The sequence below is a fragment of the Streptomyces guryensis genome (genome assembly GCF_021261325.1).
GTDB classification, from domain to species: Bacteria; Actinomycetota; Actinomycetes; order Streptomycetales; family Streptomycetaceae; genus Streptomyces; species Streptomyces guryensis.
Window position 1 is genome coordinate 371,283 of the sequence record NZ_JAJSBI010000005.1, and the last position, 15,683, is coordinate 386,965.

16 protein-coding genes are annotated in these 15,683 nt (G+C 72.3%); 12 read left to right on the forward strand and 4 right to left on the reverse strand.

The features are described from left to right. The first annotated feature begins 86 nt into the window (after positions 1–86). Genes LJ657_RS13545 through LJ657_RS13575 form a run of 7 tightly spaced genes read left to right on the forward strand, consistent with a single transcriptional unit; the run spans position 87 to position 8,780 of the window. Positions 87–1,616, forward strand: coding sequence for an FAD-dependent monooxygenase (locus tag LJ657_RS13545; protein WP_232648804.1), 1,530 nt, complete (start codon positions 87–89; stop codon positions 1,614–1,616). Next, a complete protein-coding gene (locus LJ657_RS13550; RefSeq protein WP_232648805.1) occupies positions 1,613–3,664 on the forward strand; it encodes an acetate--CoA ligase family protein in 2,052 nt (683 codons plus the stop codon). Before LJ657_RS13545 ends, LJ657_RS13550 begins: the two co-directional genes overlap by 4 nt. Before the next feature lie 21 nt (positions 3,665–3,685). Continuing rightward, on the forward strand, positions 3,686–5,359 hold the full coding sequence (locus LJ657_RS13555) for a (2,3-dihydroxybenzoyl)adenylate synthase (protein ID WP_232648806.1): 1,674 nt from the start codon (positions 3,686–3,688) through the stop codon (positions 5,357–5,359). Next, positions 5,349–6,476, forward strand: coding sequence for a cupin domain-containing protein (locus LJ657_RS13560; RefSeq protein WP_232648807.1), 1,128 nt, complete (start codon positions 5,349–5,351; stop codon positions 6,474–6,476). The genes LJ657_RS13555 and LJ657_RS13560 overlap by 11 nt, the downstream gene beginning before the upstream one ends. Continuing rightward, positions 6,473–7,306 (forward strand): fumarylacetoacetate hydrolase family protein, encoded by an 834-nt coding sequence (locus LJ657_RS13565; protein ID WP_232648808.1) that lies wholly within the window; start codon positions 6,473–6,475, stop codon positions 7,304–7,306. Before LJ657_RS13560 ends, LJ657_RS13565 begins: the two co-directional genes overlap by 4 nt. Continuing rightward, positions 7,303–8,001 carry a maleylpyruvate isomerase family mycothiol-dependent enzyme gene (locus LJ657_RS13570; RefSeq protein ID WP_232648809.1) on the forward strand — a complete coding sequence of 233 codons (699 nt, stop codon included), beginning with the start codon at positions 7,303–7,305 and terminating at the stop codon, positions 7,999–8,001. The genes LJ657_RS13565 and LJ657_RS13570 overlap by 4 nt, the downstream gene beginning before the upstream one ends. A 50-nt stretch (positions 8,002–8,051) precedes the next feature. Further along, complete coding sequence (locus LJ657_RS13575) at positions 8,052–8,780, forward strand: alpha/beta fold hydrolase (protein WP_232648810.1); 729 nt, start codon at positions 8,052–8,054, stop codon at positions 8,778–8,780. A gap of 326 nt (positions 8,781–9,106) precedes the next feature. On the opposite strand, the gene LJ657_RS13580 is transcribed toward LJ657_RS13575, so the two are convergent. Together LJ657_RS13580 and LJ657_RS13585 are read right to left on the reverse strand one after the other, a co-directional pair. Then, positions 9,107–9,895 carry an SGNH/GDSL hydrolase family protein gene (locus LJ657_RS13580; protein WP_232648811.1) on the reverse strand — a complete coding sequence of 263 codons (789 nt, stop codon included), beginning with the start codon at positions 9,893–9,895 and terminating at the stop codon, positions 9,107–9,109. A 33-nt stretch (positions 9,896–9,928) separates the two neighbouring features. Continuing rightward, positions 9,929–10,933: a LacI family DNA-binding transcriptional regulator gene (locus tag LJ657_RS13585; RefSeq protein WP_232648812.1), complete on the reverse strand. Its 1,005-nt coding sequence runs from the start codon at positions 10,931–10,933 to the stop codon at positions 9,929–9,931. Positions 10,934–11,080: 147 nt separating this feature from the next. Here LJ657_RS13585 and LJ657_RS13590 point away from each other — a divergent pair, with 147 nt between their 5' ends. From LJ657_RS13590 to LJ657_RS13605, 4 genes are all read left to right on the forward strand, one after another. Then, positions 11,081–11,971, forward strand: a complete 891-nt coding sequence (locus LJ657_RS13590) for an amidohydrolase family protein (RefSeq protein ID WP_232648813.1) — start codon at positions 11,081–11,083, stop codon at positions 11,969–11,971. A 44-nt stretch (positions 11,972–12,015) separates the two neighbouring features. Continuing rightward, complete coding sequence (locus LJ657_RS13595) at positions 12,016–12,516, forward strand: cysteine dioxygenase (RefSeq protein WP_232648814.1); 501 nt, start codon at positions 12,016–12,018, stop codon at positions 12,514–12,516. 159 nt (positions 12,517–12,675) lie between these two features. After that, positions 12,676–12,966 (forward strand): hypothetical protein, encoded by a 291-nt coding sequence (locus tag LJ657_RS13600; protein ID WP_232648815.1) that lies wholly within the window; start codon positions 12,676–12,678, stop codon positions 12,964–12,966. A gap of 125 nt (positions 12,967–13,091) precedes the next feature. Next, positions 13,092–13,532: an OsmC family protein gene (locus tag LJ657_RS13605; RefSeq protein WP_232648816.1), complete on the forward strand. Its 441-nt coding sequence runs from the start codon at positions 13,092–13,094 to the stop codon at positions 13,530–13,532. A gap of 85 nt (positions 13,533–13,617) precedes the next feature. On the opposite strand, the gene LJ657_RS13610 is transcribed toward LJ657_RS13605, so the two are convergent. Beyond that, positions 13,618–13,812 (reverse strand): hypothetical protein, encoded by a 195-nt coding sequence (locus LJ657_RS13610; RefSeq protein WP_232648817.1) that lies wholly within the window; start codon positions 13,810–13,812, stop codon positions 13,618–13,620. A 344-nt stretch (positions 13,813–14,156) separates the two neighbouring features. On the opposite strand from LJ657_RS13610, the gene LJ657_RS13615 reads away from it, so the two are divergent. Continuing rightward, a complete protein-coding gene (locus tag LJ657_RS13615; RefSeq protein WP_232648818.1) occupies positions 14,157–14,408 on the forward strand; it encodes a hypothetical protein in 252 nt (83 codons plus the stop codon). A gap of 239 nt (positions 14,409–14,647) precedes the next feature. Here the strand turns inward: LJ657_RS13615 and LJ657_RS13620 are convergent, their stop codons facing one another. After that, entirely contained in the window at positions 14,648–15,556 is a 909-nt protein-coding gene (locus tag LJ657_RS13620) for a PfkB family carbohydrate kinase (RefSeq protein ID WP_232648819.1), read from the reverse strand. Positions 15,557–15,683: the final 127 nt, after the last annotated feature.

Consider the following 15,683-nt stretch of genomic DNA (forward strand, 5'->3'; position numbering starts at 1 on the left):
ACAAATTATTGACGTCCGTGTATCTATTGACACAGAACATAGTCGGGCCTGACTCTGGGCCTGTACTCGAGCTGGAGGCAGGAGCCATGGTTTCTCGGATCGCCTGTGTGGGAGGCGGCCCCGGTGGGCTGTTCTTCGCGGCGCTGATCAAGCAGGCCGATCCGTCGGTCGAGGTGACGGTCTTCGAGCGCAACCGCGCGGAGGACACCTTCGGCTTCGGTGTGGTGTTCTCGGACGCGACCCTGGCCGCGATCCATGCGGCGGACCCCGTCCTGCGCACGGCTCTCGCCGAGTACGGCAGGCACTGGGACGACATCGAGGTACGGCTGAAGGGGCAGCGGATCCGCTGCGGCGGCAACGGCATGGCCGCCATCACCCGCAAGACCCTCCTCCAGCTGCTGCACCGGCGGGCCGAGGAGGTCGGCGTCGAGCTCCGCTTCAGCCACGACATCCCCGCGGATCCGGCCGAGCCGGCCGGCTACGACCTGATCGTGGCCGCCGACGGGGCGAACTCCCGCTTCCGCGACCGGCTCGCCGATGTGCTCGTACCGGAGGTGGAGGTCGCCACCGCCAAGTTCATCTGGTTCGGCACGGACTATCTCTTCGACGGTCTGACCTTCGTGCACGAGCACGGCCCGCACGGCACCTTCGCCGTCCACGGCTACCCGATCAGCGACGGCGTCAGCACCTTCATCGTGGAGACCGACGAGGAGTCCTGGCGCCGGGCGGGGCTCGACGAGTTCGACACCGCGCAGCCGCCCGGCCCGAGCGACGAGAAGAGCAAGGCGTACCTGGAGAAGCTCTTCGCCGAGCAGATCGACGGCCGCGAGCTGCTGGTCAACAACTCCCGCTGGGGCAACTTCCGCACCCGGCGCACCCACCGCTGGCACAGCGGCAACACCGTCCTGCTCGGCGACGCCGCCCACACCGCGCACTTCTCCGTCGGCTCCGGAACCAAGATGGCCATGGAGGACGCCGTCGCCCTCGCCGACAGCCTCCTCGCTCACCGCGACGACCTGCCGAGCGCCCTGGAGGCGTACGAGACGGCGCGTCGCCCCTCGGTGGAGAAGATCCAGAACTCTGCCCGGCCGAGCCTGTCCTGGTGGGAGCACTTCGGCCGCTACCACGACGCGTTCGAACCGATGCAGTTCGCCTTCCACTTCATCTCCCGCAGCATCGGCAAGGAACGGATCGCGCGCCGCGATCCCGACTTCGTCGACCAGGTCGTACGTGACTGGCGGGCCGCGCACGACGGCCACGCGCCCCTGGACACGCCACTGCGGCTGGGGGAGCGGGAGTTCACCGTACGGCACCTGGCCGAGGCCGAACTCGCGGAACTGCGCACCGAGGCGGGCCTATGCCTCACCGCCCCCGGCAGCGAGGCTCAACTACCGCCGATCTACGACCAGTTGGCCGACGCCATGAGCGGGGACACACCTCCGGAACTGGTTGCCGTGCAGGGTGGAACCCCCCTCACCCGGTCCCTGCTCGCCGAACAGGCCCGGCTGGTGCACGGCGTGCCCGCGCTGATCGTGGAGGACGGGATGGACGAGGACCGGGCCGAGACGCTGCTGCTGTCCGGCCGCGCCGACCTGGTGGGGCGGGAGCAGACATGAGCACGAACCTGAGCCCGCTGTTCGCGCCGGAGGGCGTGGTGGTGATCGGCGCCTCGCGGCAGAGCGGAAAGCTGGGCGCCGCCATGGCCCGCTCGCTGGCCTCCTTCCCCGGCGCCCGGGCCCTGGTCAACGCCCGGCGCCCGGAGCCCGGCGAGGGCCTGTACGCCTCCGTCGCCGAGGCCGTCGCACACACCGGAGCACGGCTCGACCTGGCCGTTCTGTGCGTGCCCGCGGCCGGCTGCGCGGACGCGCTGGCCGAGGCGGCCGCCGCCGGCTGCCGTGCCGCGCTGGTCTGCGCCGGCGGCTTCGGCGAGACGGGGCCGGAGGGCGGGGCGCACGCGGACGCGCTGCGCCGGGTCGCCCACCGGACCGGGGTGCGGCTGCTCGGACCGAACACCTCCGGTTTCTTCGCCCCCCACCTTGGCCTGACGGCCAGCTTCGTGCCCGCGGCCGGGCAACTACCGGCCGGGGACGTCGCGGTGGTCGCGGCCAGCGGCGGCGTCAACCACGCCCTCGCGTTCGACCTGGTAGCCGCCGGCAACGGGATCAGCCTCGGCGTCGGCATCGGGGCCGGCCTCGACGTCACCTCCGCGGACATCCTGGAGCACCTCGCGGGCGACGGGCGTACGACGGCCGTGGCGCTGCATCTGGAGACGGTTCCGGACGGGCCCCGGCTGGTGGAGGCCGTACGGCTGGTGGCTGCCGTCAAGCCGGTCGTGGCCCTCGTCGTCGGCCGTACGGATGTAGGAGACTTCGCCCGGTCGCACACCGGAGCGCTCGCCACCTCCTGGCGCACCACGCGAGCCGCGCTGCGGCAGGCCGGAGCCGTGGTCGTGGACGACGAACGCGAGATGGTGGACGCACTCACCGCCCTCTCCCGCATCCAGCTGCGCCCCCACCCGGACCCGGGACTCGGCCTCGTGACCGCCCAGGCCGGCCCCGGGCTGCTGATCGCCGACCGTGCGGGCACCGACGGCATCCGGATGCCCGAGCTGGCCGACACCACCCAGGGCACCCTGCGCGGACTGCTGCCTCCGCTCACCTACCAGCGCAACCCGGTCGACACCGGGCGGCCCGCCGAGACCTTCGCCCGCGTCCTCGCCGCCACGGCCACGGATCCGCAGGTGGACCTGCTCGCCGTCTACGCCCTCACCGAGCCCGACAGCGTCGACCTCGCCACGGCCGCGCAGGACGCCGGCCTCGGTGCGGACTCCCCGGCCGTGGTGGTCGTCGCAGGACTGCCCGAGGACGTCGCCGAGCAGCGGGCCCGGCTGCACAAGGCCGGGATTCCCGCACTGACCGGACCGGCCTCCGCCGCCAATGCCGTACGAGCCATGGTGACCCATGCCCGGCAGCGTGCCGTGCCCACCGGGGGAGCAGGACAGGAGCCGGCCGCCTCCGTGCCGTCCGGGCAGCTCGACGAGGACGCCGCAAAGACGTTCCTCACGGAACTGGGCATCCGCACCCCTGAACGCGTCGCCTGCGCTACCCGCGCCGAAGCCCACTACGCCCTGCACCTGCTGGGCGGGCCGGTCGCCGTCAAGGTGCTGGACGCCGCGATCCTGCACAAGACGGAGACCGGCGGAGTCCACCTGGGCGTACGCACCCCCGACGAGCTCGACGCGGCGCTGGACGCCATCGGGCCTGACCTCCGCTATCTGGTCGAGGCCATGGCCCCGCCCGGCGTCGACCTCATGCTCGGCGTGCGCCGCGACCCCGTCTTCGGACCGGTCGTCCTCGCCGGGCTGGGCGGCACGGCCGCCGAGGCACTCGCCGACGTCGCCATCCGGCTCGCCCCGCTCTCCGCCGACGAGGCCGCCACAATGCCCGACGACCTGGCCGCCCGAGCCCTGCTCGACGGCTGGCGCGGCGGACCGGAGCTCGACCGCGCCGAGTTCGGACGGGTCGTGTCGGCGCTGGCCACCGCCCTCGCCGTGAGCCCCGACACCGCCGAGTTCGAGATCAATCCGCTGCGTCTCACCGCCGACGGACTGATCGCCCTGGACGCCGTGATCGTCCCCGCCGCTCCACCCGCACAGGACCACTGAGCACCGCTGAGGAGAACGACCATGCCCAGGCCGAGCAGCAACGGCGCTGTGCCCTGGCCCGAAGAGTACGCCAGGCGCTACGCCGACCAGGGCTACTGGGAGGGCCACGCGATCGGCGACACGCTCCACACCGTCGCCGACGCCACTCCCGACGCCGTCGCACTCGTCGATGGCGACCGGCGGCTGACGTACCGTCAACTCGCCGAGCGGGCCGACGCCGTGGCACTGCGGATGACCGCACTCGGGCTCCGCCCGGACGACCGGCTCGTCGTGCAGCTTCCCAACACCGCCGAGTTCGTGATCCTGACCTACGCCTGTCTGCGCCTCGGCGTCATCCTGGTGATGGCGCTGCCCGGACACCGCAGGCACGAGGTCGGTCATCTGGTCGAGCACAGCGAGGCGGTCGCCGTCGCCGTCCCCGACCTCCTCAAGGGCCACGACCACCGCGCGATGGCATTCGAGATCGCCGCGGACTCCCCGACCCTCCGGCACGTCCTCGTCCTCGGCGACAAGGCCGGCGACGACGCCGTGGACCTGCGGGAGCTGTGCGCCACGCCGGCCACGGCCGGGGACCGGGCCGCCGTGGACGCCCACCGGCCCGACAGCTCCTCGATCGCCGTGTTCCTGCTCTCGGGCGGTACCACCGGGCTGCCCAAACTCATCGCCCGCACCCACGACGACTACGTCTACAACGCCCGGCGCAGCGCCGAGGTCTGCGCGTTCGGCCCAGGCACGGTCTACTTCGCCGCCCTCCCGCTCGGCCACAACTTCCCGCTCGCCTGCCCGGGCCTGCTCGGCACCCTGCTCAACGGCGGCCGCGTGGTCCTCGGCTCGCCCAACCCGGAGAAGGCGTTCCCGCTCGTCGAGCGCGAGGGCGTCACCGCGACCGCGCTGGTACCGGCCATCGCCCAGCGCTGGCTGGACCACCGCCAGGAACACCCCGGCAGCGACCTGAGCTCCTTGCGGGTCCTGCAGGTCGGTGGCTCCCGGCTCGCCGACCACGTCGCCCGCCGGGTGCGGCCCGAACTCGGCTGCACCCTCCAGCAGGTGTTCGGCATGGCGGAGGGCCTGCTCAACTACACCCGCCTGGACGACCCGGAAGACATCATCTGCACGACCCAGGGGCGCCCCATGTGCGAGGACGACGAACTCCTCGTCGTCGACGAACTGGGCAACCCCGTCCCCGACGGGACCCCGGGCGTGCTGCTCACCCGAGGCCCGTACACCCCGCGCGGCTACTACCGCGCCCCGGAGCAGAACGCCCGCGCCTTCACCGACGACGGCTGGTACCGCACCGGCGACATCGTGCGGCTGCGGCCCGACGGCAACCTCGTCGTCGAGGGCCGGGACAAGGACATGATCATCCGGGGCGGGGAGAACATCTCCGCGGAGGAGATCGAGAACTTCGCCTACCAGACCCCCGGTGTCGCCCGCGCCGCCGCCGTGGCGATGCCCGACGAGCGACTGGGGGAGCGCGTCTGCCTCTACGTCGTCCCGGAGCCGGGCCACACGGTGACCCTCGACGACATCCACCACGTCATGGAAGGCGCCGGCGTCGCCCGCTTCAAGTTCCCGGACCGGCTGGTGACCGTCCCCGAACTCGCCGCCACCAAGGTCGGAAAGATCGACAAGAAGGCCCTGCGCGCCGACATCGCGCACCGCCTCGACACCGAAGGAACCCGAGATGACCAGTGACTCCGTGGCAGTCCCGGAGGAACCCTCGACGACCGGCGGCTCCGTCCTGGCCCCCGAGGAGACGGACCCCGAACTGCGCAAGCTGTACGACGGTTTCGCATCCGCCGGGCTCATCCCGCTGTGGACCGAGATCGGCAACCTCATGCCGCTCACCCCGCACCCTGAGGCCGTCCCGCACATCTGGCCCTGGGACACCCTCCTCCCGCTCGCCCGCAGGGCCGGCGACCTCGTGCCGGTCGGCCGCGGCGGCGAGCGCCGCGCGATCGCGCTCGCCAACCCGGGCCTGCCCGGCCGGCCGTACGCAACTCCCAACCTGTGGGCGGCGATCCAGTACCTCGGCCCCCGCGAGGTCGCCCCCGCGCACCGCCATTCCCAGGGTGCCTTCAGGTTCATCCTGTCGGGCGAGGGCGTGTGGACGGTCGTCAACGGCGACGCGGTGGAGATGCGCCCCGGCGACCTGCTGCTCACCCCGTCGATGCACTGGCACGGCCACCACCACGTCGGCGACGCGCCGATGGTCTGGCTGGACGGACTCGACATCCCGCTCGTGCACCGACTGGACGCCGGATTCTTCGAGTTCGGCGAGGACGGCGTCTCGGATCGCTCGACCCCGTCCCGGTCGCGCAACGAACGCCTGTGGGGCCACCCGGGCCTGCGCCCCCTCTCGGCGCCCGACAGCCCCGACTCCCCGCTCATGGCCTACCGTTGGGCCGACACCGACGACGCCCTCACCGCCCAGCTGGAACTGGAGGACGAGGGACACCCCGGCGTCCTGGAGCCCGGCCACGCCGGCATCCGCTTCACCAACCCCGCCACCGGCCGCGACGCCCTCGCCAGCCTGCGCACCGAGATGCACCGCCTGCGCTCCGGCGCCACCACGGCTACCCGCCGCACGGTCGGCTCCTCCGTCTGGCAGGTCTTCCGCGGCAGCGGCACCGTCATCCTCGACGACCGGGTGACCGAGGTGTCCGCCGGTGATCTGATCGCAGTCCCGTCCTGGTGCGCGCTGACCATCGCCGCCGACACCCGGCTCGACCTGTTCACCTTCAACGACGCGCCGCTCTACGAGGCGCTGAACCTCCACCGCACCGAAACGACCGGGAGCACCACCGCATGAAGCTCGCCACCATCCGCACCGCCGACGGCACGGCGGCCGTCCGCCTCGACGGCGACCGTGCCGTCGAGACCGGCGCCTCCGACGTCGCCGCTCTGCTGCGCCGCCCCGACTGGCGCACCCACGCCACCGCCGCCGAGGGCAGGACGCACGACGTGGCGGCGCTCGACCTCGCCCCGGCCGTCACGACCCCCGGCAAGATCTTCTGCGTGGGCCACAACTACCGCGCCCACATAGCGGAGATGGGCCGCGAGATGCCTTCGTACCCCTCCCTGTTCGCCAAGTTCGCCAACTGCCTGCTCGGCGCCCGAGACGACATCGTCCACCCGGCGGAGACCGGGCAACTGGACTGGGAGGCCGAACTCGGCTTCGTCGTCGGCGCGCCACTGCGCCGCCGGGCCGGCAAGGAGGAGGCGGCGGCGGCGATCGCGGGCTACACCGTCGTCAACGACATCTCCATGCGGGACTGGCAGTGGCGCACCCCGCAGTGGCTCCAGGGCAAGGCGTGGCAGGCCAGCACTCCGACCGGCCCCTGGCTGGTGACCGGCGACGACATCGACGACGCCGCCGACCTGGAGATCCGCTGCGAGGTGGACGGGCAGAGTATGCAGCGCTCCCGCACCTCCGACCTGCTGTTCACTCCGGCCGACATCGCCGCGTACCTCAGCACCTTCACCACGCTCGAACCGGGCGACCTCATCCTCACCGGCACCCCCGGCGGAGTCGGAGCGGCACGCGACCCGAAGGTGTTCCTGCGGCCCGGCCAGGTCGTACGGACCGTGGTCGAGGGCATCGGGGAATGCGTCAACACCATCGTCGAGGACAAGCCGTGACGGTGCTGCAGTGGGTCCAGGACGGACAGCGCCGCCTGCAACAGGCGGTGGACGCACTGCCCGGGACCGCGGTCTTCGAACCCTCCGCACTGCCCGGCTGGACCCGCGGCCACCTCCTCACCCACCTCGCCCGCAACGCCGACGCCCTGGTCAACCTCCTGACCTGGGCACGGACCGGTACCCCGACCCCCATGTACACCTCGCCGGACCGGCGCGTCACGGACATCGAGGCCGGCGCCGGACGGCCCCTCACCGAACAGCAGAGGGACGTACGGCAGTCCGCCGCCCGTTTCGCCGCAGCGGCCGAGGCGCTCACGCAGGAGGCCTGGTCGGCCACGGTCGTCAGCGGACAGGGCCGCGAGATCCCGGCCTCCGAAGTGCCGTGGCTGCGCGCCCGCGAGGTCTGGATCCACCTCGTGGACCTGCGCGTGGGCGTCGCCATGGACGCGCTGCCGGCCGACTTCGCCTGGGCCCTCGTGGACGACGTGGCCGGATGGATGTCGGCCCGCGTCGCCCCGGGCGCCGGCGCCGAGTTGACGGCGGAGGGCTTCGGCACCGTCGTACTCGGAAGGCCCTCCGTCGACGTCACCGTCACCGGATCGCCGAACGCCCTCGCCTCCTGGCTCACGGGCCGGGGCGCCACCGACGAGCTGCATGTCAGGGGTGAACTCCCCGGTCTTCCCCGGTGGTTGTGAGCCCCCTGGCCGACTCGATCGGCACTTCCCTCCGATCAAAGGAGATCGACATGAGCGAGACCTTCGTCCTGGTGACCGGCGCCTGGCACGGCGGCTGGGCCTGGCGTCCCGTCGCGAACGAACTGAGGGCGGCCGGGCACCAGGTCCACACCCCGACCCTGGCCGGGCTCGGCGCCGATGACGACCCGCGCGGCGTGACCCTGACCGACTGTGTGAACAGTCTCGTGGAGTACGTCGAACGGGCCGGGCTGAACGACATCACCCTGGTCGGACACAGCTGGGGCGGATACGTCCTGACCGGCGCCGCGCCCAGGCTCGCCGCCCGGATACGGCGACTGGTGTTCTGGAGCGCGTTCGTGCCGCAGGACGGCGAGTCGCTGATCGACGCATGCCCGCCGCACTACGGTGAGATGTTCCACGCCCTGGCGGCGGCCTCCGGCAACGACACGGTGACACTGCCCCTGGAGGTCTGGCAGCAGGCGTTCATGCAGGACGCCGGTGAGGAGACCCAGCGGACGGTGCACTCCCTGCTGGTGCCGCAGCCCCTGGGCACCTTCACCGAGAAGCCGGACACGACGGCGTTCACCGCGCTCGACATCCCCACCGCCTACATCCTCTCCACCGCGGACCTCTCCCTTCCCGGCGAGTGGGCATGGGCCGGCCGCTTCCCGCAGCGACTCAAGAACCCGCTGGTCCTGGAGGCGCCGGGCAGCCACGAGGGGTGCTTCACCCGCCCCGCCGAACTGGCCGACGCGTTCATCAGGGCCTGCGCGGCGTAGAACGGCCAGAGCGGCCCGAAGGGCGTCCGACCGTCCGGCACCGGTCGGTCGGACGCCTCGATCGTGGTGTCCCGCCGCAGCCTGTCGTCGCTGCCGGCACCGGTCGGGCCGCCCCCGGGGCAGCGCGCTCGCGGCCACAAGACCGCCACGCATGGCTCGCCCCGCTCTGGTTCGCGCCCACGGCCGGTGCGGAGGGTGTCCTGGCGCCGTCCTCACCGCCTGGCCGCGGGGCGCGCGGAGGACGACGGCGCTGCCCTGGCCGCGCGCTCGCGCCAGGTCGGACAGCGCCGAGTCCGCCCCCGAACTCCCGGCGGCGCAAGGTCGGTTCAGGCCGCCTGCCGCGGCGTCACCGGGCTCGGCTCCGGTCTCTTCGCCGTGAATCCGTCTCCCGGCACATGGCCGCGCAGGCGTCGCCACAGCCAGGGCCCGACATGGTCCACGGCCCAGCGCACATCGGCCCCCACGGCACGCAGCACCGGGACCGGGGACAGCGGAGGCAGGGGCTCGGCCCAGTCGTCGTGGCCCGGCAGCCCGAACGTGTGGGCCATGCCGGCGGCGATCCGGGCGTGCCCGACCGGACTCGCATGCAGCCGGTCGTCGCTCCACAGCCGCGGGTCGGCCGTGAACGGATGCGGGAAGACGTCCAGGACGGCGACCCCGTGCCGTGCCGCGAGGCTCCGCAGGCGTGCGTTGAGTTCGACGATCCGGGGCCGCACCCGTCGCGCGACCGGTGACACCTTGCCCAGGTCCGGGAAGGTCATGGTGGCGACGCGCGCGCCCGACGCGGTCAGCCGGGCGAACGTCTCCTCGATGTTCGCGGCGACCGCCTCGGGGTCGTAGCGCGGCCGTACGACATCGTTCATGCCCGCCGTCACCGTCACCAGGTCGGGCTGCAGCGCGAGAGCGGGGCCGAGCTGGTCGGCCCTGATCTGCGTGCTGGTCTTTCCGCGGACGGCGAGATTGGCGTACGTGAGACCCGGTTGCGCCTGCGCGAGGATCTCGGCGAACCGGTCGGCCCAGCCGCGGTGCCCGCCCGCCGGACCCGGATCGCCGATCCCCTCCGTCAGACTGTCGCCGATCGCGACGTAGCGCAGATACGGGTGTGAATCGGTCATGCCGCGTGAGTCTAACCTCGGTTCACCCGGAGTTCAGACCCGCATGGTCGACCCGCGCTCCCGCATCCGCGGCGCGCACAGCACCCGCTTCTTCCGCACCCGCCTGCCCTCGATGGCCGCCACCGTCAGCCGGGCCGCCGCGGCCGCGATCTCGCTCAACCCCCAGTCCACCGTGGTCAGCGGCGGCGTGAGGACCCGCGACACCGGATGGTCGTCGAAGCCGACCACGGAGACGTCCCGGCCCACCTCCAGGGAATCCTCCGCCGCGGCCGCATACACCCCGTAGGCCAGCGAGTCCGAGAAGCAGAACACGGCCGTCGGCGAGTGCGCACCCTGGAGCACGCGGCGCGCCACCGCGGTCGCCTCGCCCAACTCCTGCGGGCAGGGCACCAGTTCGGTCCGCAGTCCGAGCCGGCCGGCGGCCTCGCCCACATACACATCGGCCGGCCGGTCCGGTGTGCTGGGCTGGGTCGGGGTCAGGACGCTCACCCGGCGGTGGCCCAGACCGTGCAGATACTCCAGTACGGCGTCGATGCCGGCCCGGTTGTCGAAGATGACCTGGCCGGCTGTGCGGGCCCGGCTCAGCGAGTCGCCGACGGCCACCACCGGCAGCGCCTCCGCGATCGCGGCCCACCCCTGCGCCGAGGGATCCACGGGGGACACCAGCAGCGCGTCGACCCGTTGATCGCGCAGCTGCTTGGCGAGCCCCAGCTCACGGTCGGGGTCCCCGCCCGCGTCCAGGATCAGCGCATAGCGGTCGCCGGCCAGCAGTTCCCGGCCGATGGCCGCCATCAGCTGCTGCTGCCACAGGTCCTGGAGGTCGCCCGCGAGAACGCCGACCATGCTGGTGCGACCGCTGGCCAGGGCGCGCGCGATGGGATCGGCCTCGTAGCCGAGCTCGGCCGCCGCCTTCCGCACCCGTTCCTCGGTCTCCTTGGAGACGTGTTTGCCGCGCAGGGCGTAGGAGACGGCTGCGGTGGAGAGGCCCGTGGCCTCGGCCACCTCCCGGAGGGTGGTGCGCTTGTTGGGCCTGGCCATGCCGCGAAGCCTACCGGGGCGCGTCCGCATTGTGGTCGAACCTTCCACCCATCGTCTCGACACCGTTGACACCCCTCCTTGTCAAGCGGTTAAGTTAACCGCATCAGTGAAGCGCTTAACACCGCACTGCTCAGCGAGGACCGCCGCGTGTCCACCGACGTCCACCAGCACCTCTGGCCGCCCGCCCTCATCGAGCTGCTGCGCTCCCGCACGACACCTCCGTACCTCGATGCCCGGACCCTGCACCTGAACGGCGAACCGCCCTACGCGGTCGACCCGGACGACCACGACCCCGCGGCCCGCACCCGCCTCGCCGTCACCGACGGCCTCGATCTGGCCCTGGTGTCCCTCTCCAGCCCCCTCGGCATCGAGTACCTGCCGCCCGCCGAGGCCGCCCCGCTGCTGGCCGCGTTCCACGACGGCGCCCTCGCTCTGCCGGCCCCCTTCGCCGTCTGGGCCTCCCCGTGTCTGTCGGCACCGGACCCCGATGCGGTGGAACGCGAACTCAGCCGCGGCTGCGTCGGCCTCCAACTCCCCGCCACCGCCCTCCTCGACGCGGCGGGCTGGGCGCACTGCGCACCCCTCCTGGACGTCCTCACCCGCCACGACAAGCCCCTCTTCGTCCACCCCGGCGCAGCCCCGCTCGCCCATGACACCCCGCCGTGGTGGCCGGCCCTGGTCCCGTACGTACAGCAGCTGCACGCCTCCTGGTTCGCGTTCCGCGCCTTCGGCCGCGCCCGCCACCCGGCGCTGCGCGTCTGTTTCGCCGCTCTCGCGGGCCTCGCCCCCCTGCACGGAGAACGGCTCGCCGCGCGCGGCGGCGGGCGCGGCGAGATCGACTTCGATGTGTTCTACGAGACCTCCTCCTACGGCACCCGGGCCGTCGACGTACTCGTCCGGGCCGTCGGCATCGACGTGCTCGTCAGCGGCAGCGACCGCCCCTACGCGCAGCCCGTCGTCCCCGACCTCGGCGCGGACGCCGCCGTCCACGCCCTTCGCACCACCAACCCCGCCCGCCTGCTGCACGGCCGCACCTGAACCACCGTGCCCCGCGCCCGACGCAGCCCCGAAAGGAGCCACCCATGACGTACGAGTCCCTGCCCGAGCGGACCCTCGACAAGCGCGAACTCCAGGCACTCGTGACGGACCTCGCCGCCCGCCCGGACCTCTGGCGCGTCCACGTGGCCTTTTCCGACCACGAGCGGCACTACGCATCCCTGTACCGCGACACGTACGTCGACGTCTGGCTGCTGTGCTGGACCCGGCAGAACGACACCGGCTGGCACGACCACGACCTCTCCGCCGGCGCCGTCAGCGTCGTGCAGGGCGCGCTCGACGAGTCCACCCCGCGCATCGGCGGCAGCCATCTGCGCGTCACCGTCGACGCCGGCGAATCCTTCTGCTTCGGACCCGAGCACATCCACCGGCTCACCGGTGCCACCGACGACGCCGTCTCGATCCACGCCTACTCCCCGCCGCTGTGGCGGCTGGGCCAGTACGACATCTCCGAGGACGGCCTGATGCGCCGGATCTCCGTCTCGTACGCGGACGAGCTGCGCCCCCTGGACACTCCGGCCGCCTGACGAAGCCGGGCAAGTCAGGTCTGGGGACGGCGAGTTCGGGCTTCCGGAGGACCGTGAAGGGAACCGCCCCCGGAACCGCGAATTGCCGTCTCGCGCATGGCTCACCCAATCGGCCGCGCTCGGAGCGAAATTGGCCGCTGGGGTGTGCAAGGTGGCTGCATGAACACAGCACAGGGGAACAACCCCACTCGCCCCGGCCGCGCCAACAAGATCGCTTTCCGCCTTCCGCGAATATTCGCGGTGAGTGCCGTACTGGGCATCGCCTGCGCGGCCGGGGCGGCCACCGTCACTTCCGCCGCTGCCGCGACGCCCGCCGCGCAGCTCACCGCGAAGACGACCGCTGCCGAGCGGGGGTCCGCCCCGGCCCACAGTGCCAGCCGCGGCCACGTTGGTGGCCATGACGATGACGACGGCGACTGCAATGGCCTGATCGTCCTGATCTGCGTCTGATCACCGGTAGCAGGGACGGCACCACCACAGGGCGCTCGGGAAGAGGAACAGCCCCCTTTTCCCGACCGCCCTGCCGGGCTCAAGTGCCCCTGCGTACCACCAGCGGAGCGCTTAGGGTCGTCGTCATGACCGAAGACTCCCTGCGCTCCGTCACCGTCGAGCGAACCAGCACCGGACACTTCGTCGCGACGAACGCCCGCGGCGGCACGATCAGCTTCGGGAGCGGTTCCGAACCCCAGGGGGAGGCCGCGTTCACCCCCGTCGAGTTGCTGCTCGCCGCGCTGGGAGGCTGTACGGCGGTCGACGTGGACATCGCCACCAGCCGTCACTCCGAGCCGAGCAGGTTCTCCGTCGCGGTGACCGGCAACAAGATCAATGACGAGCTGGGCAACCGGATGACCGATCTCCAGATCACGTTCTCCGTGGCCTTCCCGGACGGTGAGGGCGCGGACCGGGCCCGTGCGATTCTTCCCCGGGCCGTCAGGACCTCCCACGACCGGCTCTGCACGGTCAGCCGCACGGTCGAGACCGGCACGCCCGTCACCGCCACGGTCGAGGACGCCTGATCGCACGCCACGGGCCGTCCTGCGGCAGGTGTGTCGGGACGTGTTCCCGGACCTGTTCCCGGACGGAAGCGGAGAACATCCACGGTTACGGCTCGTTCGGCACGCACCCGAAGAACCTGCGGAAGGCCACCCGTCCGCGTGAACCGGAGTCAAGCACGACGGAACCCTTGCGCGGGTCGGTGTCCGCGAGCTCGATGTGCGGCGCCTTGACCGGCTCGGCGAGCCGGAACAGTGCCACGTCGTCGACGCCGTCGGTCTCCAGGTGCCGGATCTTCGTCACGGCGGCCTTGCCGCGTGCCCGGTCCGCACGGAGCCGACCCGGACCGACATCTTGCCCGGCTGGTCGTCGTAGCGGTGATAGGCGGTGGGTGAGCACCCACCGGCTGCTGAGCGCCGTGCTCAGCCTTTCGGCCGAGGGGGAGCGAGCCGGTCGGGCAGGCTCGGGGACAAAGACGCGAGGCCGGGCGTCCTCCGGCAGGCACTGGGCTGTGCCTCAGGACGCCCACCGCACCGGATCTGCGGGCTGCGCGCGGCGCTCGGCCACGTGGTGGCGGCCGGGCTCGCCCGTCGGGCGCCAGGCCCTGGGAGCGACGGGCCACGTGGGCGGCTCTCGGCGGAGCGGTCGTGCTGCCGCTGCTGGTGCTGATCGCGATGGGCGCCGCGCAGTCGGAGGTCCACGTCGTCGAGAATTCCGGGAGCCGGCTGCCGCACTCGGGCAGCCCCTGCCCGCCACATCCCGCGGACGTCGGCGACTACCCCGACTTCCTGCTCTTCGGCGCCGGCGGGGCGACCGGCGTCGGTGCGCTGCTCCTGACGCACGTCGTGGTCGCCGCGGCCGCGGTGTTCAGCTACCGCAAGGTCATGACCCTGTCGTAGTGACGAACGCCTCCGCGGTGCTCGGCACCGCGCCTCCGGCAGCCCAGCGGCGAGGAAAGGAGTCACCCCCGGTACGCGGGAGACGAACTCGCCGCCGGAGAAGGCCGCCGACCCACGGCATACGGAGGACGGCCGCACGACGGCGGCTGACTCCGGGCAGCGGCGTGCGGGTAGGGACGACCAAGGGCCGCCCCTTACCTCGGACGCCATGGGCAGGGAACATCCTGTCTGATGCGCCCTCACCCTCCTTGCATCCAGGCCCGGGTGCCGAACGAGGCACACGCCCGCGAGGCCACCTGGGCCGCACCCCGCAGGGCCTGCACGAAGGCCTGCGACGTCAGGTGGCCCTGAACTGCGAGGCCCTGAACCGCCAGGTGATGAGCAAGGGCCCCGTGCAGCACGTCCCCCGCGCCGAGCGTGTCCGCCACACGGACCGCCGGTACCTCCACCGTGCCACCGCTGTCGGGGCCGGCCCACTCGATGGGCCGCCCTCCACGGCTGACCGCCGACCAGGCGACCCCGTGCTCCCGCAGGAACCGCAGCGCGTCCGTCGCCGTGCCGGCGCCGGGCGGGCGGAAGTCGGCGGAGCAGACGGCCACGTCGATGAAGGGCAGCAGGTTCTGTGTGCCGTCCTTCCAGCTGCCGCCGTCGAGGACGGTCGGCCGCCCGGCGGCACGCGCGAGCCGGGCAGCGGCCACGGCCAGATCCATGTGGTGGCCGTCGAACTCCGCGATGTCGCAGGCGGCCACCAACGCGTAAAGATCGTCGGGCGGGGTGAGCCGGTGGCTCGTCGCATTGGTCGAGGCCACGGCTCGTTCCCCGCTGGACGCGGTCACCAGAACGGACGACACGGCCGGTGGCTCGGCCGAGTCCGCTGCCAGGTCCGACACGGCCACGCCCAAGCGGTCGAGGTCCGCTGTGATCCCGAGCCCCAGCGGATGGGAGCCGATCGCGGTGAGCAGCCTGGCCGTGCCACCCAGGTGGCTGAAGGCCGCGGCCGCGTTCGCCGCCGGACCGCCTGCCGCGACGACCTGCTCACGAGCCGTCAGCTTCTCGTCGGAAGCCGGAACATGGTCCACGAGCTGGATGACGTCCAGCGTGCACAAGCCGACGAACAGCCCTTCAGGACGTCCCCTCGTCGTCGGCACCACCTACCAGCACCTCCTCCCGCCCGGGTGTGCGGGCAGTGTACGAACCCATCGAAACGGCAACAGGCAGAAACAGCGCTGTCGGCACGCCCATTGGAGTACTCCGACACCGGGGATGGCTTCATTG